We start from the raw sequence: 18,699 nt of genomic DNA, 5'->3' as shown, positions 1-18,699 counted from the left end.
CGTGAGCGTCGTCTGGACCCAGGTGGCGCTCGCGGGGCTGTGGGGCGGACTGGTGGCGCTGGAGCGCAAGGCGTTCCTCCAGGCCATGCTGTCCCGGCCCCTGGTCGCCGCCACGGTCATGGGCGCCCTGCTCGATGACGTGGCGTCGGGCCTGGCCATTGGCATGCTCCTGGAGCTGTTCTTCCTGGGCACCGCCAACCTGGGCGCCGCGCTGCCGGAGAACGACACCCTGGCGGCCACCGGCGCCAGCGCCGCCGCGGCCACGCTGTCCGCGGCCACGGGCGCGGGCTCCACGCCGGCCATCTGGGCGCTCGCCGTGCTGCTCTTCATCGGCCTGGGGCGCGTGGGCCGCAGGGGTGACCGGCTGCTGGAGGGCTACACGGCGCGGCTGGCCCGGGTGGCGCTGGCCTCCGCGGAGGCGGGGAACCTCACCCGCGCCATGCGGCAGAACCTGTGGGGCATGTGGCCCCACTTCGCCGTGTACGGCGCGCTGACCGCGCTCTGCGCGCTGCTGGGCTTCTTCATCGAGCCGCTGCTCCAGGCGCTGCCCCCCGTGGTGGTGCGCGGGCTCGCGTGGGCCTGGCCGGCCATGGCGTCCGTGGCGGCGGCCATCGCGGCGCAGGGCAGCCACGCGCGGCGCGCGCCGCTCTACGCGGGGCTGGGCGCGGCGGTGGTGACGGTGTCCGTCGTGTGTGTCCTCCTCCTGGAGGACCGATGAACACGCCCCAGGCCGCGCTCTCCTTCGGCGTGCTGCTGCGCGTCTTCCTGCGCTCGCTCTTCCTCCAGGCGTCGTGGAACCCCAAGGGCATGCAGAACCTGGGGCTGGCCTACGCCGTCTACCCCGCGCTGATGGCGCTGTACCCGCGGGGGCCCGCGCGCGAGGAAGCGGTGCGCCGGCATCTGGTCTTCTTCAACACGCACCCCTACGTCGCGGCGGCGATTGTCGGCGGCGTCATCAACCACGAAGAGCGCATCGCCCGGGGCGAGGAGACGCCGGACAAGGTGGTGGCCTTCAAGGCCGCGCTCATGGGGCCCCTGGCCGCGCTGGGGGACGGCTTCTTCTGGCTGTCCCTCAAGCCCGCGACGGGGGCGGTGAGCGCCGCGCTGGTGCCGCTGCTGGGGGTGTGGGCGGTGCCGCTGTTCCTGGTGCTCTACAACCTGGTGCACCTGCTGCTACGGGTTCGCCTGTATTGGCTGGGCCTGACACTGGGTGACAGGCTGGTGGAAGCAGTGGCTCGCGCCAACCTCCCCGCGCGGGGGGCCCGGCTGCGGGCGGTGGCGGCGGCGAGCGCGGGCGGTGTGGCCGCCTGGCTGGCGGTGTCATTCGGGGCCAACGCGGGTGGGCTGTATGCGCCCCTGCTGGCGGCTGGGTGCCTGGCCCTGGGGGTGGCGTCCTACGTGCTGGTCAGCCGTCGGGTGCCGAACTACGTGGTGCTCTATGTCGCGGCGGGCCTGGCCTGCGTGGCGGGAGCATTCCTCTAAGGAGAGTGGGAGTCGCGATGGCAAGCGTGGTCGAAGGGACATACGAGATCATCAACGCGCTGGGGCTGCACGCCCGGGCCGCGGCGCAGATGGTCAAGGTGGCCAACCGGTTCAAGAGCGAGGTCACCATCGAAGCCCAGGGACAGCAGGCCAATGCCAAATCCATCATGGGCGTGCTGATGCTCGCGGCGGCCCAGGGCACCCAGGTGAAGCTCACCTGCAAGGGCGACGACGCGGAGGCCTGTCTCCAGGAGCTGGCGAAGCTCATTGGAGACCGGTTCGGCGAGGCGCAGTGAAGGGTCTTTCGAAAAACGCGGTAGACGGACAGGAGCGGAAGGAACCGTGAGCAGCCAGGCCACCCCCACTTTGAGGTTGTTGGGCATCGGCGCCTCTCCCGGCGTGGCGGTGGGGCACGCCTTCATCCTGGACCGCAAACGCATCCGCACGCCCAAGCTGCGGCTGGCGGAGGCGGAGGTCGAGCCCGAGCGGATGCGGATGAAGACGGCCATCGACCTGTCCGACCGCCAGCTCGCCGAGCTGAAGGACCAGATTACGCGCACCGAGGGCAGCGACCACGCCCTCATCCTGGAGGCGCACCGGTTGATGCTCCACGACCCCATGCTCGTGGACGAGGTGAACCGGCTCATCATCGAGGACCGCATCAACGCCGAGTGGGCCGTCCGGCGGGTGGCGCGCAAAATCAAGCACCTGTTCGACAACATCCCGGACGAGTACTTCCGCGAGCGCCGCTCGGACGTGGACTACGTCGCCGACCGCATCATCCGCAACCTGATGGGGCAGGTGGTGGACGAGGAAGTGGAGGTCCCCGCGCAGGCCATCGTCGTCGCGCACGACTTGTCCCCGGCGGACGCGGCGCTGATGGCGCGCAGCGGCCGGGTGGGGGGCTTCGTGACGGACCTGGGTGGCCAGACGAGCCACACCGCCATCGTCGCCCGCGCCCGGGAGACGCCCGCGGTGGTGGGCGCCGGCCGGGCCAGCGAACAGATTTCGCCGGGCGACCTGGTGGCCATGGATGGCATCCGGGGCGTGGTGCTGGTGAACCCCTCGGACGAACAGCTCGCCGTCTTCCGCGAGGAGCAGCGCCGCCACCAGGAGAGCGAGCGGCTGGCCCTGGCGACCAAGGATTTGCCCGCGGTCAGCACCGACGGCTTCCAGATTCGCCTCTACGGCAACATCGAGTTCCTGGAGGAAATCCCCTCGCTGCTGGCGCACGGCGCGGAGGGCATTGGCCTGTACCGCACCGAGTTCATGTTCCTGGACCGGAAGACGGCGCCCACCGAGGAGGAGCACTACCGCGCCTACCGCCAGGTGCTGGAGGCCATGGGCGGACGCCCCGTCACCATCCGCACCTTGGATTTGGGCGGCGACAAGGTGCCGGGCAAGACGAAGCACGAGAAGGAACCCAACCCGGCCATGGGCCTGCGGGCCATCCGTTACTGCCTGTCCAACCGGGAGCTGTTCCGCACCCAGCTGCGCGCCGTGCTGCGCGCCAGCGTGCACGGCAACCTGCGGCTGATGTTCCCCCTCATCTGCGGGGTGAGTGAGCTGCGCGAGGCCCGCAGCGAGCTGGAGGCCTGCCGCACGGAGCTGGGCCGCGCGGGGGTGCCCGTGGGCAAGCGCTTCCCCGTGGGCATCATGGTGGAGACGCCCAGCGCGGCCACCATCGCCGACCGGCTGGCCCAGGAGGCGGACTTCTTCTCGGTGGGGACCAACGACCTCATCCAGTACTCGCTGGCCATCGACCGCCAGAATCGCGAGGTCGCCTACCTCTACCGGCCCCTCCACCTGTCCGTGCTCCGGCAACTGCGCGGCATCATCGACGCGGGCCGGGCGGCCAACATCCCCGTGTCCATGTGTGGGGAGATGGCGGGAGATCCGCTCTACACGCTGATGCTGCTGGCGCTGGGCTTCGACGAGCTGTCCATGACGTCGGGGCAGATTCCGGTGGTGAAGCGCTTCCTGCGCCGGGTGAGCCGCGTGGACGCCATGGAGCTGCTGCAGAACGCCATGGAGCTGACCACGGCGGAGGAAATCGAGCGCTACGTGCGCACGGAGATGGACCGCCGCTTCAGTGAGACGATGGAGCCGGGCGCGCCGGGTGTAGGGAACGCGGAGCCCACGGACCACGAGCCCTCCGAGCACGGGGGCGCCGCCCTCGGGACGGAACACGGCTTGACGCCGCCGCGCCCGTGAGGGCGGAGCGGACGGCGGTGGCTTGCCAACATGCCTACCGGACCCGGAGGGGATTCCGGACGCGAGCCGTCGTGTGCACCTTGCCGGGACGAGCGCAGGGGCTCGCTCCAGGAGCAAGCATGTTCAATCCCGCGAACATCCAGATGGGTATGACCGCGAGAGACCGGGACGGTGAGAAGGTCGGCACCATCATCGCCGCGGACGCGGCGGGTTTCTTCATCGGCAGGGGGCGCCTCTTCACGCGCGACTGCCGGAGGTCCTTCTCGGATGTGGCGGACATCGACGGCGAGGATGTCTACCTGCGTGAGGAGTTGTCGCACCTGCCGGACCTCAAGCCGGAGGCCCTGGCGCCCGCGCGGCGCGCCTCCACCACGGCGGGCCTGCCGCTCCAGCACGATTTGACGGGCGGACTGGGCTGGGCGTACGACGACGCCGACGAAGAGCCCCCGGTGTCGTCTTCGGCCCGGGAGCCCTCCGGCATGGCGCGGCAGTGGGCCAGCGGGGAGGGCGAAGCGGCGCCTCGTCGCGAGGCGCCTTCCTCGGAGGCGCGGCGGCACACGCGCCACTGAGCGGCCGCCGCGGCGTGGCTCACCAGCTCGACTTGATGACGCCGGGAATCTCTCCCCGGAGCGCCTTCTCACGGAACGCGATGCGCGACAGGCCGAAGCGCCTCAGGTTGCCCCGAGGCCTCCCCGTCAGCGCGCAGCGGTTCGTCACGCGGTTGGGGTTCGCGTCGCGGGGCAGGGCCGCCAGCGCGTCCTGCGCCGCCCGCCGCTCCTCATGAGACAGGGTGAGGTCGCGGATGCTTGCCTTCAGCGCCGCGCGGCGCTTCGCGTACTTCGCGACCAGGGCCTTGCGCTGCTCGTTGCGCGCGACCTTGCTCTTCTTCGCCATGGCTGTGTCTTTCTCGCTCAGGGGCTTGGGGGAGGGACGACGTTGAGGTGGGAGGGCGGCGCCGGGGCTTCGTCCGCGTCGTCCGCCGCGACGTCGACGAGCAGCGGGGGCGCGAACTCACGGCCATGAGGCTGGTGCCGCGCGGCGGCCCGGAGGCGGGGCGGACAGGTGGAGCGTCCATCGCGGCGGCGCATCAGAGCTTCACTCCCTCCGCGAGCAGCTCCCGCACCACGCGGTCGATGCCGCGCTGGTTGATGATGCGGATGCCGTGCGCGCTCACTCGCAGCTTCACGAAGCGGTTCATGCTGGGCACCCAGAAGCGGTGCCACTGGAGGTTCGGCAGCGAGCGCCGCTTGTGCCGGTTGTTGGCGTGGGAGACGGTGTTGCCGACGAGCGGCCGCTTTCCGGTGACCTGGCAGACCTTCGACATGGAGAGTTCCTCTTAGAGTGCTTCAATGGAAAGAAAGAGCCGCCGCTGGCCACTGTCGGCGATGGCGGGGGAGCGGTGCACGGCGCCGTTGCCCTGGTTGCCGGGCCAGGACTCGCCCTTGAGGAGCGCCACGTCGAAGCGCTCCAACGCGTGGACGGGCTCGCCGCGCGCGACGTGCGCGTTCTCCAGCCACTCGGTGGCGGGCCCCGCGTAGGTGCAGAGCAGCCGGACGCCCACGCGGTCTACGTGGAAGGCTGGACACATGGCGCTGGCCAGGATGTGGAGGCGCACGCCCAGTTCGGCCGCGCCGAACAGGTCCGTGTAGAGGCGCAGCAGGAAGTGCACGTCCGCGAGCCAGGCCTCGAACTGGGGGCCCTGCGGGAGTCCGTCCAGCCAGCGCCGCAAGTCCGGCGCGTCGGCCCGCACGCGGGCGATGACGTCCAGCTCGCGCGTGGCCGCCACGTCGCTGAGCCAGTGCGCCAGGGGCGTGTCCAGCCCCCGGCGCCACACGCAGAGGTTGAGGTCCTCTCGGTAGATGTCCGCGAGCTCCTCGGGCGTCCACACGAAGGCCTGCGCGGGAAATGCGCGGGGGCGGAGGGCGGGCTGCATCAGGCGTGCTCCTCGTCCTCGTCCGTCCGCTGCACCTGCCATTCGGGGAACGGGTCTTCCAGGCGCGCCCAGTGCTGGGGCCCGCGCGCCAGCTCCGCCGGCGTGAGCAGGCAGGCCTCGAGCAGCCGTGCCATCTCCTCGTGGTCCGCGTCCTGGGTGATGAAGACGATTTCCTGCCGCCGGTCGCCGTGCGGGCCCACGCACTCGCGCTCGATGTCGGCGCGCGCCTGGGCCTCCTCCGGCCACTCGGCGCGGGGCATCGCGTCCCACCACACGCCGCCGGGCTCGAAGCTGCAGGCGCCGCCCGCCTGGGCCCAGACGCCGGCGATGTCCATCCGCGTGGCGAGCCAGAAGAAGCCCTTGGAGCGCAGCACGCCCTTCCAGCTCTCGTGGATGAAGTCCCACAGCCGCGCGGGGTGGAAGGGCACGCGGCTTCGGAAGACGAAGCTGCGGATGCCGTAGGTCTCCGTCTCCGGCGTGTGCTCGCCCCGCAGCTCCTTGAGCCAGCCCGGGGCGCGCCGCGCGCGCTCGAAGTCGAAGCGGCCGGTATTGAGCACGGCGGAGGGGGGCACTCGGCCCCGCTCGGAGGTGACGAGGTTCGCTTCCGGGTTGAGCTTGCGCAGGATGTCCTTGAGCCGGGCCAGCTCCTCCGCCGGGACGAGGTCCGTCTTGTTGAGGACGAGCACGTCCGCGAACTCCACCTGCTCCACCAGCAGGTCCACCACGGTGCGCTCGTCCTCGTCCGCCGCGGCCAGTCCGCGCGCCGCGAGGTCATCCGCGGCGTTCCAATCCCGCAGGAAGTTGAGGGCGTCCACCACCGTGACGAGCGTGTCCAGCCGCGCCACGTCCGACAGGCTCTGCCCCTGCTCGTCCGTGAAGGTGAACGTCTCCGCGACGGGCAAGGGTTCGGAGATGCCGGTGGATTCGATGAGCAGGTAGTCGAAGCGGCCCTCCCGGGCGAGCCGGGAGACCTCCAGCAGCAGGTCCTCGCGCAGCGTGCAGCAGATGCAGCCGTTGGACAGCTCCACCAGCTTCTCGTCCACCCGGCTCAGCGCGCCGCCCGTCTTCACCAGCCGACCGTCGATGTTCACCTCGCTCATGTCGTTGACGATGACCGCCACCCGCAGGCCCTCCCGGTTCTGGAGGACGTGGTTGAGCAGCGTCGTCTTGCCCGCCCCCAGGAAGCCGGAGAGCACCGTGACGGGCAGCCGGGTCGCGGGCACCGTCACGGCTTGCCCTCCACGAACAGCACATGCTTGCGCACGCGCGGGTCGTACTTCTTCAGCTGGAGCTTCTCCTGCGACTTCCGCTTGTTCTTCGTCGTCGTGTAGACGTAGCCAGTCCCCGCCGACGACACGAGCTGGATGATGGTGCGGTTTCCCTTGGGCATGGTGGGCTCCGGCCGCCGCGGAGTCAGGCCGGGACGGTGGTAGTGGTTTCCTGGGTGTTGTTGTAACCAAGTTGCGTTAATGGCGCAAGCAACAGCGCGGGCCGGACGTCCGGGGAGCGGGCGTCGCTAAACCTCGGCGTCTTCGTCCACGTCGCGCGTCGCGCTCCGCCGCTGGCGGTAGCGTCTGATGACGCGCTCCAGGGGGCGCAGGCCCGCCAGGCACAGCAGGGCAATGGCCATGGTGGTGAGGGCGGCGAAGTAGAAGCCCAGGCCGGCGGCCAGGCCCACGGAGGCGGTGAGCCAGAGGTTGGCCGCCGTCGTCAGGCCCTTCACCTGGCCGTTGTGGCGCAGGATGACGCCCGCGCCCAGGAAGCCGATGCCCACCACCACCTGGCTGGCGATGCGGCCAATGTCGCCCCGGGTGCCCTCGGGCGTGCCGGAGCCCAGCGCCACTTCGATGAAGACGCTGGCCAGGGTGAAGCAGCACGCGCCCAGGCAGACGAGGATGTGGGTGCGCAACCCGGCCGCCTGGCCGCGCACCTCACGCTCCAGGCCCAACACGCCCCCCAGCAGGGCGGCCAGGGCCAGTCTCAGCGCGACGGTCCGCTCATCCACGAGCGGGGAGCCTACTCACCCAGCTCGATTTTCTCGTCCTTGTCCGCTTCGCTCAGTTCGGGATTGGGCAAGGTGTCCAGCGCGGCCGTCAGCAGCTTGCTGGAGGGCACCACGTAGGGCGCCACTTCTTCACCCAGCTCCTGGACGTACTGGCTCACGCGCTGCGCGTAGTCCTCGTCCTTGGTGTTCCAGCTCCCGGCGGCGTCGGCGGCCCAGACCTCTTCGCCGTCGCGGCAGCGCACCAGCTTCGCGCTCACCGCGGCCTCCGCGCCGCTGCCCCGGAGCTGAATCTGGGGGGACAGCCAGAGCACGCCCTCCAGCCCCTCCACGCACAGGGCCTTGAACGTGGCGTCCGTGGGCACGTCGGGCAGCGCCGCGCTCTCCTTCACCAGGAAGTCGCGGTTCTGGTTCACCCACTGGCGGGCGATGAGGCTCCACAGCTCGCCCACGGCGACCTTGCCGTCGGGCAGCGGCTGCGTCACCACCACCAGGCGCTTCACCTGGTGCTTGTCCACCGTGTCGTAGTCACCGCGCAGCCGCTGATTCTTCACCGCGGAGCATCCGGACAGCAGGCCCAGCCCGAGCACGGGCAACAGTCGCTTCATCATGATGTCCCTCTCCCGGCCCCCTCCCGCGGGAAGGGGGCCTCCTTCAGGTGCACGCCCGGGCCAGGGCGGCTCAGGCCGCCTTCGGCTCGGAGTCCTTGCCACCGCCAGCCGCGCCGCCCCCACCCGAGGACGCGCCCGACTCGCGCTGACGCCGGTCGTACATGAGCTGCATCACCGCGGCCAGCACCGTGAAGGACACCACCAGCGTGGTGATGAGGCCAATGCACGCGACCAGACCCATGGAGCGCAGGCCGTTGTGGGCCGCGGCCAGCAGCGCCGCGAAGGCCACCACCGCGGTGAGCGTGGAGGACGCGACGGCCGCTCCCACGCTGCGCAGGGCCACCAGGGGGGAGGTGCCCTCCAGGAAGCGGTGGAGCAGGTACAGGCCGTGACTCACCCCGAAGCCCAGGAGGATGGGCAGGATGATGATGTTCATGAAGTTCAGGCGCAGCCCCGTCAGCGCCATGATGCCCAGCATCATCGCCACGCCCACGCCCAGCGGAATCACGGACGCCAGCGCCAGCTTCGCGTTGCGGAAGTCCAGGAAGTGCATGGCCAGAATCCAGAGCGCGGTGAGCACCACCGTCACCTTGCCGTCCCAGAGGACGATGCGCGCCAGCCGCGCGTAGAGCTGCGTGGCGCCCGCGGCGCGGAACTCCTTCTCCACCGTGGGGGCCTTGGGGTCCCACGCGTCCTGGTCATACCTGCCCGGCGTGTACGCGGCCTTGATGACCTTCGTCTCGTCGGAGAACTTCAGCATCTTCTGGCCGTCCAGCAGGTCCACGCTCGCGTAGATGAACGTGAGGTAGCCGTGGTTCTCCGGCTTCGCGGAGGGCAGGTTGCGGAACTGGGCGGTGTAGTTGGGCGGCACGCCGTGGACGTCGAAGGGCCTGGCGTCCAGCACCTTCTTGAAGAAGTCCGCGTTGGCCTGCATCTCCGGCGGCAGCGCGGCGACGGAGAAGCCTTCGTCCTCCAACTGCTGCATCTCCGCCTTCCACTCCTCCAGCACCTTGGCGTTGGCCGCGGCCGTCTCCGCCGGGGGCACGAAGGTGAAGATGCTCACCACCTGGTCGATGGAGGGGTACTTCTCCGGGTTCTGCGTCAGCTCCCGGTACACACCCTCGGCCTCGTCCAGGTCCTTGGTGTAGATGGCCATCGGGTCGCTGGAGATGTTGAAGCGCTCGTTGATTTCGTCCTGGAGCAGCACGGACGACATGCCGTCGGGGATGAGCGCGCGGGTGTTGTAGTTGAAGCTCACGCCGTACTTGAGGCGCTCGAAGAAGCCCAGCTCCACGCCCTTGGGCGGCTCCTCCGAACCGGCCCAGGGCACCGCGGCGGCGCAGATGAGCGCGACGATGGTGGTGCTGATGCCCAGCACCCACTTCGGCTTGGGGATGCGCAGCTCCTTGCCGGTGGTGGCGGAGTTGGTGGGCGGCGGCTTCATCACGCCGATGAGCTTCTGGGGCAGCTCCGGGTTGATGCGGCCGGCCAGCGCCAGAATCGCCGCGCTCCAGCAGAACAGCGTCAGGCCCAGGATGAGCGTGCCCGCGCCGGCCAGGAAGCCGAACTGGCTGAAGCCGCGGAACTCGCTGACCATCAGCACGAAGAAGGAGCCCGCCGTCACCACCGCGGCCACCGCGGCCGGACGGCCCGCGTTCATCACCGCGTCCCGGATGGCCACGTCATACGGCTTGCCCGCGCCCAGCTCCAGCCGCGTGCGGAAGACGAAGTGGATGCCGTAGTCGATGCCGAAGCCGAGCAGGATGCCGCCCAGGATGGACGTAATCATGTTCAGTTCACCCACCGTCGCGTAGGTGAAGCCCAGCGTGTACAGCGTGCCCACCACCGTCCCCGTCACGACGAGGAACGTGGGCGCCAGCTTGCGGAAGAAGAGGATGGTGATGAGGAAGATGGCACCCAGGGCGATGAGCGTCACCGGCTCCAGCGACTCTTCAATCGCGTAGGAGTCATCCACCGTCGTCTTGTACGAGCCGGTGAAGCCGTAGGCGATGCGCTCCCCGTCGCCCATCCGCTGGTAGTCCTCCTCCAGCTTCACCTTGCCCGGCTGCGCGGAGTACGCGTCGAGCTGGCCCTTGAGCCGCTCCAGGTAGGCCTTCGTCTTGCCGATTTCGGTGTTGTCCCACATCGGCTTGACGAGCAGCAGGAGCATCTTCTTGTCGTCGGAGATGTTGTAGTCGTCGCGGATGCTCTTCTTTCCAATGGAAGAGTACTTGTCGACCAGGTCCTGCATGTTCAGCTCGACGGGCTCGGAGCCGCCCAGGTCGATGAAGAACGGGTTGCTGCGCTTCAGCTTGTCGCGCAGGAACGCCATGATGCGGCGCTTGCCCTCGACCAGGTCCTCCGTCTTCACGAAGAGGACCATGTTCTGCTGGATGAACTCGACGGGCAGCTTGTAGGAGACGTTGCGGACGTACTCCGTGTCCTCCTGCATGAGCGTCGCGAGGTCGTCGGCGGTGCGCTTGAGCGCGGCCTCATCCGACGAGCGCAGGGCGACCATGAGGAAGCCGCTGCCGCCCACCATGTCGATGACCTGCTTGACGTCCTTCACCTCGTCCAGGTCCTGGGAGATGAGGTCGAGCTGGTTGGAGTTGATGTGCAGCTTCGACGTCCCCCACAGCGACACGGCCAGCACGGCCAGCATCACCAGGAGGACGGCCCCGGGCCTGCGGACCAGCAGTCCGGCGAAGGCTTGGGCGAATCGGGAGTGGGAGTTCGGGTTTCTATCGCCGCTCATGCGGCGGTGACCCTACCGGCAAACGCCCGGGCCTGAAAGGCAAAGCCCGGCCGCCAGGCCGCTGCCCTGCCGCGGACGCCCGCGTCATGCCGGGGGGCGCCCCAGGCCCGTGCTCAGGGGGCGGGCGGCGCGGAGACCCGCAGCACGTCGTTTTCCGGTTCCTTGGGGGGCAAAAGGAACGAGCGCGGGTCCTTCACGAGGTGCGCGAGCACCGCGCGCAGGAAGGGCAGGGCCTCGCGGGTCGGGACGTCCCGGGCGCGGACGGCCACCCCCAGCGCGAGCGAGAAGGACACCCCGAAGTTGATGAGGCCGGTGAGGGACATGCCCGCCAGCGCGGCCAGGAACTCCGGCTGGAGCACCGCGCCAGGCCCCAGCGCCGTGCCCGCCAGGGAGAGCGAGCCGAGCACGAAGGTGACGTGGCGCACGTCCAGCCCCAGCCCGAAGAAGCCGCCCACCACCGGCCCCAGGGACAGCAGGAAGCCCAGCGTCACGTTGGCCCCCAGGCCGGAGGCCGCGTGCTGGAAGCCCTCCGCCAGCCGCCGGGCGCGCGCCTCTCCCAGAAGCCGCCGCAGCACGCGGTGGTGGGCCAGCGCCTCGGGCAGCCGCCGGTACACCACGAAGTTCTCCAGCCACCCGCCCGCCACGCTGCTCATCCACAGCATGACGCCCGTCATGGCGGCGAATATCAGCGTGCCGCTCTTCCACGGGTGCAGGGAGGCCACCGTGGCCTGGGCCTTGGCCGGGCTCATGAAGGCCTGGCCGGTGCTGAGCTGGTACCCCAGCGCGAACACGACGGCCGCAGGGGCCACCACGCCCAGGTTGCCCACGAAGGCCGCCAACTGGGAGCGGGTGATGCGCGGGATGAGCTCCACCAGGCTCGCCAGCCGCTCACCCCGGGCGCCTTCGCCCACCGCGCCCGCGAGCGTGGCCGCCGTCACGGACGGCTGCTTGGTGGCCAGGGTGAAGCCCAGCGCCTGGATGAGGAGGAAGGCCAGGGCGTAGTTGAGGCCCACGGCCAGGAAGGTGAAGAAGGGCGCCAGCATCAAGCCCGACAGGAACGTCTTGTGGGCCACCGCCACCGCCGTCACCAGCCCGCCGCCCGCCGCGGAGTGCACCAAGGCGTGGAAGCCCTCGCGGGTGCTGGTGATGTAGTGCTCGCCGGAGTGCCCCGCGCGTTCAATGACCTTGCGCGCCAGCATCCGCACGTTGCGCTTCACCAGCTCCACCACGGAGCGGTCCGCGTGCGCGCGCCGCAGCAGGTCCGACACCAGCGTCATGGCCTCGCGCCAGCGCGGCTCGCCCCGAGCGGCCCCCAGCACGCGGGCAATGGCCTCCATGCGCTCCAGGACCCGGTGGATGCGCTCCAGCCGGTACACCAGGTCCACGCTGACGCCCGCGTCCTCCAGGTGGCGTGACACGCTGCCCACCACCTGGCGGCAGTCCGCCACGCATTGCGACAAGTCCCGCAGCGTGTCCGCCGCCGCGTCGCGCGCGAGGACGGCGTCACAGACCAGCCGCATCCGCAGGAAGGGCGAGGCGCGGAAGGACGTCTCCGGGCTGCGGTCGCGCACGTCCTCGGCCATGCCCAGGGCCGCCGCCTGCACCGCCAGCAGCAGCAGCGCGTCCATCAGGTCCGCGCGCACGCGGGCGGCGGGCATGGGCTCTGGCGACGCGGGTTCGCCGACCAGCGCCGCGAGCTGCGCGAGCCGCGCGGGGGCCAGCCGCGCCAGCCAGTCCGCGTCGTCCGGGTCCGGGCACAGGCGCAAGAGCAGCTCCGACAGCTTGCCGGGCTCCGGAGGGGCGGGCAGCAGTGAACGGGCGAGCCGGTCCGACGCCTCCGCGAAGAAGCCCTGTCCTGCGGGCAGGCCCACCTGGGCGAAGAGCTTGAGGCCCCGGCTTCCCTCGAACACGGCGGACACCAGCCTTGTGAGGGCCGCGCGCATGGCGGGCTCGCCGTCCAGCACGCGCACCATCAGGGCCAGCCGGCTGTCGGCGGCGGAGACCTCCGGTTCGGAGGCGTCCACCAGCGCGTGGGCGGGGATGCGCTCGCGCAGCCACTGCATCCAGCGCTCCACCCACTGGAGCCGGCCCTCCAGGGCGCCCTCGGGCACGTCGCACAGCAGCCGGTACAAGTCCCGCACGGCGGAGTGGCCCGGCGCCCGGGGCGCGTACTGCATGCAGAACGCGTCCACCTCACGAGCGGAGGGCTGCGCCCTGGGGGCGGGGGGCTGCGCGAGGGCGGGGTCGGTCATCGGCCAGGGACGAGGGGGGAGGCGACTCTACGCGATGCGCGGACCCCGCGAAAACAGCGGGCGGCCGGGCAGCCTGGTGGCCCGGCCGCCGGGCAGGTGCGGGCTACTTCTTCTTCACCTTCGCCAGCTCCGCGCGCATGCGCTCCAGCAAGAGGTCCCAGCCGCCCTTCGCCATCAGCGGCGTCACCTGCGTATCCCGGATGTCCTGGAGCATGGACGAGCCCAGCACCGTCACGTCCACGACCTTCCAGGCGGCGGCCTCCTTCACCAGCCGGTACTTGAGCTTCATCTCCTGCGTCTTCAGCGGGTGCTTGATGAAGACGGTGGAGGCCACCGTGGCCTCGGCGCCCTGCACCTGGGAGGGCTCGTAGGTGATGGTGTCCAGGTTCTTGAAGTTCTCCCGCACGCGAGGGAAGGCGATGTTCGCGAAGAGGTCCTGGAACAGCGTGACGAACTCCTTGCGCTGCGCGGCGGTGCCCTTGTCCCAGTTGTCGCCGAGGAGGAACTTGCCCTGCTCCTCGCTGCCGAAGTGCTTGAGGGCCAGGGCGTCGCGCTCGTAGCGCACGGACTGCACCACGGTCTTCACCGGCTTGGCGATGGGGTCGTCCTTCGCGGCGAGCGCGGGGAGGGCGACGGCGAAGGTGGCCAGGAAGGCGAGGGTACGGTAGCGGGCGTTCATGTCGGGCTGTTCCTCCAGAGCGGATGCGCGGACGTCTGTTAGCCCAAGGGAACGTCCGGCGCCTCGCGAAATTCATGCTGGGGCGGGGAGCGGCCATGCGGCCGTCGTCGCCGGGTCGCCAGGCGCTGGCGGGTTCCGAAAAGTTGAATGATGCGGCCCGCTTGCGCGTTTGACTCCTCTAGGACGCCACGTTTAGTGTCCGGCTTTCGCGCACTGTCAGCGCAGCCTCTGAGACGACATGCCTACCGACTTCCTGTTCACGTCTGAATCCGTCACTGAAGGCCACCCGGACAAGATCGCCGATCAGATCTCCGACGGTGTGCTGGATGCCATCATCGCCAAGGACCCTCAGGCGCGCGTCGCCGTGGAGACGCTCGTCAAGACGGGCCTCGCCATCGTCGCGGGTGAGGTGACGACGAACTGTTACGTGGACATCCCGAAAATCGTCCGCAGCACCATCTGCCGCATCGGGTACACCGACAGCGCCATGGGCTACGACGGCAACACCTGCGGCGTCATGGTGGCCATCGAAGGGCAGAGTCAGGACATCGCCCGGGGTGTCGACAACAAGAAGGACCAGGGCGCCGGCGACCAGGGCATGATGTTCGGCTTCGCCTGCGACGAGACGCCGGAGCTGATGCCGGCCCCCATCCACTACGCCCACGCCCTCACCCGCCGCCTGGCGGACGCGCGCCGCAAGCAGCACCCGTGGATTCGCCCGGACGGCAAGAGCCAGGTGACGGTGGAGTACCGCGAAGGCCGCCCCGTCCGCATCGACGCGGTGGTGGTGTCCACGCAGCACTCGGATGAGGTCTCCAACAAGAAGATTCAAGAGGCCATCCGCGAGGACGTCATCGCGAAGGCGCTGCCCAAGAAGCTCATCGACAACAAGACGAAGTTCTTCATCAACCCCACCGGCCGCTTCGTGGTCGGTGGCCCCATGGGCGACTCCGGCCTGACGGGCCGGAAGATCATCGTGGACACCTACGGCGGCATGGGCCGTCACGGTGGCGGCGCGTTCAGCGGCAAGGACCCGTCCAAGGTGGACCGCTCGGCCGCGTACATGGGCCGGCACATCGCCAAGACGGTGGTGGCCGCGGGCCTGGCCCGGCGCTGCGAGGTGCAGGTGTCCTACGCCATCGGCGTGGCCGAGCCCGTCAGCGTCATGGTGGAGACCTTCGGCACCGCCACGGTCCCGGAGGAGCGCATCGCCCTGGCCGTCCGCAAGACGTTCGGCCTGCGCCCGCGCGAAATCACCGAGTACCTGAACCTGCTGCGGCCCATCTACCAGAAGACCGCCGCCTACGGGCACTTCGGCCGCACGGAGAAGGAGTTCTCCTGGGAGCGCATCGAGGAGAAGAAGGACGCGCTGCGGGATGCCGCCAAGGGCGCCACGCCGTCGGGTAGCCGCCGCCTGAAGGCCGTCTGAGGCAGGGCGCTTCGATTCGGGCCTCACGCCGCCTCGCCGGCGCGTGAGGGCCCGCAAGCACACGGGCCGCTTCCCAGGGAGGGAGGCGGCCCGTGGTGCTTCAAGGCTTCCGCCAGGGCGGGCCCTCGCCCCGGGACAGGCGGGCGAGGGCGACAGCGGACCGCTCAGTAGCGGTAGGTGTCCGGCTTGTACGGGCCGGAGGTCTTCACGCCGATGTAGTCGGCCTGCTCCTGGCTCAGCTCGGTGAGCTGCGCGTTGAGCTTCTTGAGCTGGAGGCGAGCGACCTTCTCGTCCAGGTGCTTGGGCAGCACGTACACCTTGCCGACCTCGTAGTTGGCGCTCTGCGAGTACAGCTCAATCTGCGCGATGGTCTGGTTCGCGAACGAGCTGGACATCACGTAGCTGGGGTGGCCGGTGCCGCAGCCCAGGTTCACCAGCCGGCCCTTGGCCAGCAGGATGATGCGCTTGTTGTCCGGGAAGATGACGTGGTCGACCTGCGGCTTGATCTCCTCCCACTGGTACTTCTCCAGGGCGGCGACCTCGATTTCATTGTCGAAGTGGCCGATGTTGCAGACGATGGCCTGGTCCTTCATCTTCGCCATGTGGTCATGCGTGATGACGCCCTTGTTGCCGGTGGCCGTCACGAAGATGTCCGCCTTGTCCGCGGCGTAGTCCATGGTGACGACGCGGTAGCCCTCCATGGCCGCCTGGAGCGCGCAGATGGGGTCGATCTCCGTCACCCACACCTGGGCGGACAGCGCGCGCAGCGCCTGCGCGGAGCCCTTGCCCACGTCGCCGTAGCCCGCGACGACGGCGATTTTTCCGGCGACCATCACGTCGGTGGCGCGCTTGATGCCGTCCACCAGGGACTCACGGCAACCGTACAGGTTGTCGAACTTGCTCTTCGTCACGCTGTCGTTGACGTTGATGGCGCGGAACAGGAGCGTGCCCTTGACGGACATCTCCTGGAGGCGGTGCACGCCCGTGGTCGTCTCCTCGGTGACGCCCAGAATCTTCGCGCTCTTGCGCGTGTACCAGGTGGCGTCCTCGGCCAGCTTCGCCTTGATGGCGGCGTACAGCTCGCGCTCTTCCTCGCTCTGGGGGTTGGCCAGGACGCTGGCGTCCTTCTCCGCGCGCTTGCCCAGGTGCATGAGCAGCGTGGCGTCACCGCCGTCGTCCAGAATCATGTTCGGACCCTCGTGCTCGCTGCCCGCGGGGCCGAAGTCGAAGATGCGGTGGGTGAAGTCCCAGTACTCCTTGAGGGACTCGCCCTTGTGCGCGAACACGGGCGTGCCGACCTTCACCAGCGCGGCGGCGGCGTGGTCCTGCGTGGAGTAGATGTTGCACGACGCCCAGCGGACCTCGGCGCCCAGGGCCTGGAGCGTCTCCACCAGCACGGCCGTCTGGATGGTCATGTGCAGCGAGCCCGTCACGCGCGCGCCCTTGAGCGGCTGCGTCTTGGCGTACTCCTCGCGGATGGCCATGAGCGCGGGCATCTCGCTCTCGGCGATGCGGATTTCCTTGCGGCCCCAGTCGGCGAGCGAAAGGTCGGCGATGGCGTAATCCTGCTTCTGGGACTTGGTTGCGGCGGTCATGGCAATGGCTCCTGGTCCAGCGGGCGCGGCGCCCCGGGCTCGGGAATGGTCGGTGTGGATGCTGCGACGACTCACCCTCGCAAGAGACGCGGACAGGTGAGCGCCGTTGGGTGATTCCGCTTCGAGCCTGGGGCCATGTCCGGCCTCGCAGCGCTCCTCGAAGTCAGCGGGGAACCTACGAAAAGGGCCCCTTCATTTCAACGGGAGACTGCCGGCCCCCAGGGCGGGCGGACAGCCTGCTTCATCCACTTTCAGACGCCCACCTGGCCAGGGAACGTGGCGAGCGTGAGGGACTCCAGTGGGACGGCCAGTTGCTTGGGAGCCAGCGCCGTGCCGGACAGGTAGCGCCAGCCGGCGCCGTCATGGCGGAAGTCGGAGCGCTCCACGAAGGAGCGGTCCTTCCCCTTCTCGAACACCTTGGCGAAGAAGAGCACCTGCGCCAGCCCGTCGGCGTCCGGAGCCCGGCGGTCCATCACCACCAGCTTCGGGTACTGGTGCGCCTGGGCGAAGGCGCGCAGCTCGCGCAGCACCTCGTCCTGGGGGCGCGCGCGGTCCGGGTGGCTGGGGTGCAGCGTCTGCCACAGCCAGGCCACCTCTCGCAGGGCGAAGGCGCTGTAGCGGCTGCGCATGAGGCGCTCGGCGTCGGGCGGCTCGGACTCGCCGCGGTGGAAGGGCGCGCAGCACTCGCGGTAGCGCAGGCCGGAGGAGCAGGGACAGAGGGGGGCAGGGGGCATGGTGCGGTCCGAGCCTACCCGTCCCGCGTGGGCCGTGGGTGTTCGTGCGTACAGAGGCGGTGGAACACCCTTGCTGGGCGGGGAGAGCGGGCATACATCCGGGGGCCGCACCCTATGAGCCTCCTCGAAGCCATTGTCCTGGGTCTGGTCCAGGGTCTCACGGAGTTCCTGCCCATCAGCTCCACTGCGCACCTGCGCATCGCGCCGGAGCTGTTCGGCTGGAGGGACCCGGGCGCGGCGTACTCGGCGGTCATCCAACTGGGCACGGTGGCGGCCGTGCTCATCTACTTCCGCAAGGACATCGTGTCGCTGGTGGCGGCCTTCTTCCGGGGGCTGGCGCGGCGCGAGCCCTTCGGCACGCTGGAGGCGCGGCTGGCGTGGTTCGTCCTGGTGGGCACGCTGCCCGTGGGCATCGCCGGGCTGACGCTGAAGAAGTTCATCGAGAACGAGTTCCGCTCGCTCTACGTGATTTCGGGGAGCCTCATCGTGCTCGCCCTCATCCTGCTCGTGGTGGAGAAGCGGGCCTCGCACCAGCGGACGTTGGCGGACATGCGGTGGAAGGATGGCATCCTCATCGGCATGTGGCAGGCGCTGGCGTTGATTCCGGGCGCGTCCCGCGCTGGCACGACGCTGACGGGCGGCCTGTCGCTGGGCCTCAAGCGCGAGGACGCGGCGCGCTACTCGTTCCTGCTGTCCATTCCGGCCACCACGCTGGCGGGCGTCTTCGAGCTCAAGCACCTGCTGGAGGCGCAGACGCGGCCGTCCGCCATGGCGCTGTGGGTGGGGACGCTGGTGGCCTTCGTGTCGGGCATGGCGGCCATCGCGTGGCTGCTGCGCTTCCTGCGCACGCGGACGACGCTGGTGTTCGTGGTGTACCGCGTGGCGCTGGGCGTGCTGCTGCTGGCGCTGCTCCAGACGGGGAAGCTGCGCCCGATGTCGGGCGCGGAGAACGTGGAGGTTCCGGGTGAGCCGGGGACGCCGCCGGTGGAGAAGCAGCTCACCGACTAGCGTGA

Annotated in this window: 20 protein-coding genes and 1 riboswitch; of the genes, 7 read left to right on the top strand and 13 right to left on the bottom strand. The window is 69.8% G+C overall.

The window, feature by feature from the left end:
• The first annotated feature begins 1 nt into the window (after position 1).
• The 5 genes from KGD87_RS21625 to KGD87_RS21605 all read left to right on the top strand — a co-directional run bounded on the left by KGD87_RS21625 (position 2) and on the right by KGD87_RS21605 (position 4,265).
• Positions 2–718, top strand: a complete 717-nt coding sequence (locus KGD87_RS21625) for a PTS sugar transporter subunit IIC (RefSeq protein ID WP_284662263.1) — start codon at positions 2–4, stop codon at positions 716–718.
• Positions 715–1,482 carry a PTS system mannose/fructose/sorbose family transporter subunit IID gene (locus KGD87_RS21620; RefSeq protein ID WP_284662262.1) on the top strand — a complete coding sequence of 256 codons (768 nt, stop codon included), beginning with the start codon at positions 715–717 and terminating at the stop codon, positions 1,480–1,482. Before KGD87_RS21625 ends, KGD87_RS21620 begins: the two co-directional genes overlap by 4 nt.
• 17 nt (positions 1,483–1,499) lie before the next feature.
• Positions 1,500–1,778 carry an HPr family phosphocarrier protein gene (locus tag KGD87_RS21615; protein WP_163783964.1) on the top strand — a complete coding sequence of 93 codons (279 nt, stop codon included), beginning with the start codon at positions 1,500–1,502 and terminating at the stop codon, positions 1,776–1,778.
• A 46-nt stretch (positions 1,779–1,824) separates the two neighbouring features.
• Positions 1,825–3,696: a phosphoenolpyruvate--protein phosphotransferase gene (ptsP, locus tag KGD87_RS21610; protein WP_284662260.1), complete on the top strand. Its 1,872-nt coding sequence runs from the start codon at positions 1,825–1,827 to the stop codon at positions 3,694–3,696.
• Positions 3,697–3,815: 119 nt separating this feature from the next.
• The gene (locus tag KGD87_RS21605; RefSeq protein WP_284662259.1) at positions 3,816–4,265 is read left to right on the top strand and encodes a hypothetical protein; all 450 of its coding nucleotides are present in this window, start codon (positions 3,816–3,818) and stop codon (positions 4,263–4,265) included.
• A 19-nt stretch (positions 4,266–4,284) separates the two neighbouring features.
• Here KGD87_RS21605 and rpsN read toward each other — a convergent pair whose 3' ends face one another.
• From rpsN to KGD87_RS21550, 11 genes are all read right to left on the bottom strand, one after another.
• Positions 4,285–4,590 (bottom strand): 30S ribosomal protein S14, encoded by a 306-nt coding sequence (rpsN, locus tag KGD87_RS21600; protein ID WP_284662257.1) that lies wholly within the window; start codon positions 4,588–4,590, stop codon positions 4,285–4,287.
• A 17-nt stretch (positions 4,591–4,607) separates the two neighbouring features.
• Positions 4,608–4,784 (bottom strand): hypothetical protein, encoded by a 177-nt coding sequence (locus KGD87_RS21595; RefSeq protein ID WP_284662256.1) that lies wholly within the window; start codon positions 4,782–4,784, stop codon positions 4,608–4,610.
• Positions 4,784–5,020, bottom strand: a complete 237-nt coding sequence (gene rpmB, locus KGD87_RS21590; protein ID WP_002633194.1) for a 50S ribosomal protein L28 — start codon at positions 5,018–5,020, stop codon at positions 4,784–4,786. Before rpmB ends, KGD87_RS21595 begins: the two co-directional genes overlap by 1 nt.
• A 12-nt stretch (positions 5,021–5,032) precedes the next feature.
• Entirely contained in the window at positions 5,033–5,629 is a 597-nt protein-coding gene (locus KGD87_RS21585; RefSeq protein ID WP_284662253.1) for a DUF1826 domain-containing protein, read from the bottom strand.
• A complete protein-coding gene (gene zigA / locus KGD87_RS21580; protein ID WP_284662251.1) occupies positions 5,629–6,858 on the bottom strand; it encodes a zinc metallochaperone GTPase ZigA in 1,230 nt (409 codons plus the stop codon). The genes KGD87_RS21585 and zigA overlap by 1 nt, the downstream gene beginning before the upstream one ends.
• Complete coding sequence (rpmG, locus tag KGD87_RS21575) at positions 6,855–7,019, bottom strand: 50S ribosomal protein L33 (RefSeq protein ID WP_176418260.1); 165 nt, start codon at positions 7,017–7,019, stop codon at positions 6,855–6,857. Before rpmG ends, zigA begins: the two co-directional genes overlap by 4 nt.
• A gap of 126 nt (positions 7,020–7,145) precedes the next feature.
• The gene (locus tag KGD87_RS21570) at positions 7,146–7,634 is read right to left on the bottom strand and encodes an MgtC/SapB family protein (RefSeq protein ID WP_284662248.1); all 489 of its coding nucleotides are present in this window, start codon (positions 7,632–7,634) and stop codon (positions 7,146–7,148) included.
• 11 nt (positions 7,635–7,645) lie between these two features.
• A complete protein-coding gene (locus KGD87_RS21565; RefSeq protein WP_284662246.1) occupies positions 7,646–8,242 on the bottom strand; it encodes an MXAN_6521/LA_1396 family lipoprotein in 597 nt (198 codons plus the stop codon).
• A 70-nt stretch (positions 8,243–8,312) separates the two neighbouring features.
• Entirely contained in the window at positions 8,313–10,997 is a 2,685-nt protein-coding gene (locus KGD87_RS21560; RefSeq protein WP_284662244.1) for an efflux RND transporter permease subunit, read from the bottom strand.
• A 113-nt stretch (positions 10,998–11,110) separates the two neighbouring features.
• The gene (locus KGD87_RS21555; RefSeq protein ID WP_350099402.1) at positions 11,111–13,249 is read right to left on the bottom strand and encodes a site-specific recombinase; all 2,139 of its coding nucleotides are present in this window, start codon (positions 13,247–13,249) and stop codon (positions 11,111–11,113) included.
• A 103-nt stretch (positions 13,250–13,352) separates the two neighbouring features.
• Positions 13,353–13,928 (bottom strand): Tgt2/MlaC family protein, encoded by a 576-nt coding sequence (locus KGD87_RS21550; RefSeq protein ID WP_284662242.1) that lies wholly within the window; start codon positions 13,926–13,928, stop codon positions 13,353–13,355.
• 238 nt (positions 13,929–14,166) lie between these two features.
• Here KGD87_RS21550 and metK point away from each other — a divergent pair, with 238 nt between their 5' ends.
• Entirely contained in the window at positions 14,167–15,357 is a 1,191-nt protein-coding gene (gene metK / locus KGD87_RS21545; RefSeq protein WP_284662241.1) for a methionine adenosyltransferase, read from the top strand.
• 164 nt (positions 15,358–15,521) lie between these two features.
• Here the strand turns inward: metK and ahcY are convergent, their stop codons facing one another.
• Complete coding sequence (ahcY, locus tag KGD87_RS21540) at positions 15,522–16,952, bottom strand: adenosylhomocysteinase (protein WP_284662240.1); 1,431 nt, start codon at positions 16,950–16,952, stop codon at positions 15,522–15,524.
• Between the two features lie 91 nt (positions 16,953–17,043).
• Positions 17,044–17,117, bottom strand: a riboswitch (S-adenosyl-L-homocysteine riboswitch).
• 86 nt (positions 17,118–17,203) lie between these two features.
• Positions 17,204–17,686: a YchJ family protein gene (locus KGD87_RS21535; RefSeq protein ID WP_284662239.1), complete on the bottom strand. Its 483-nt coding sequence runs from the start codon at positions 17,684–17,686 to the stop codon at positions 17,204–17,206.
• Between the two features lie 114 nt (positions 17,687–17,800).
• On the opposite strand from KGD87_RS21535, the gene KGD87_RS21530 reads away from it, so the two are divergent.
• Positions 17,801–18,694 (top strand): undecaprenyl-diphosphate phosphatase, encoded by an 894-nt coding sequence (locus KGD87_RS21530; RefSeq protein WP_284662238.1) that lies wholly within the window; start codon positions 17,801–17,803, stop codon positions 18,692–18,694.
• The last annotated feature ends 5 nt before the right edge of the window (positions 18,695–18,699 follow it).

The sequence above is a fragment of the Myxococcus sp. SDU36 genome, assembly GCF_030168875.1.
Taxonomy (GTDB): domain Bacteria; phylum Myxococcota; class Myxococcia; order Myxococcales; family Myxococcaceae; genus Myxococcus; species Myxococcus vastator.
This window is presented reverse-complemented; position numbering and strand designations above follow the sequence as displayed.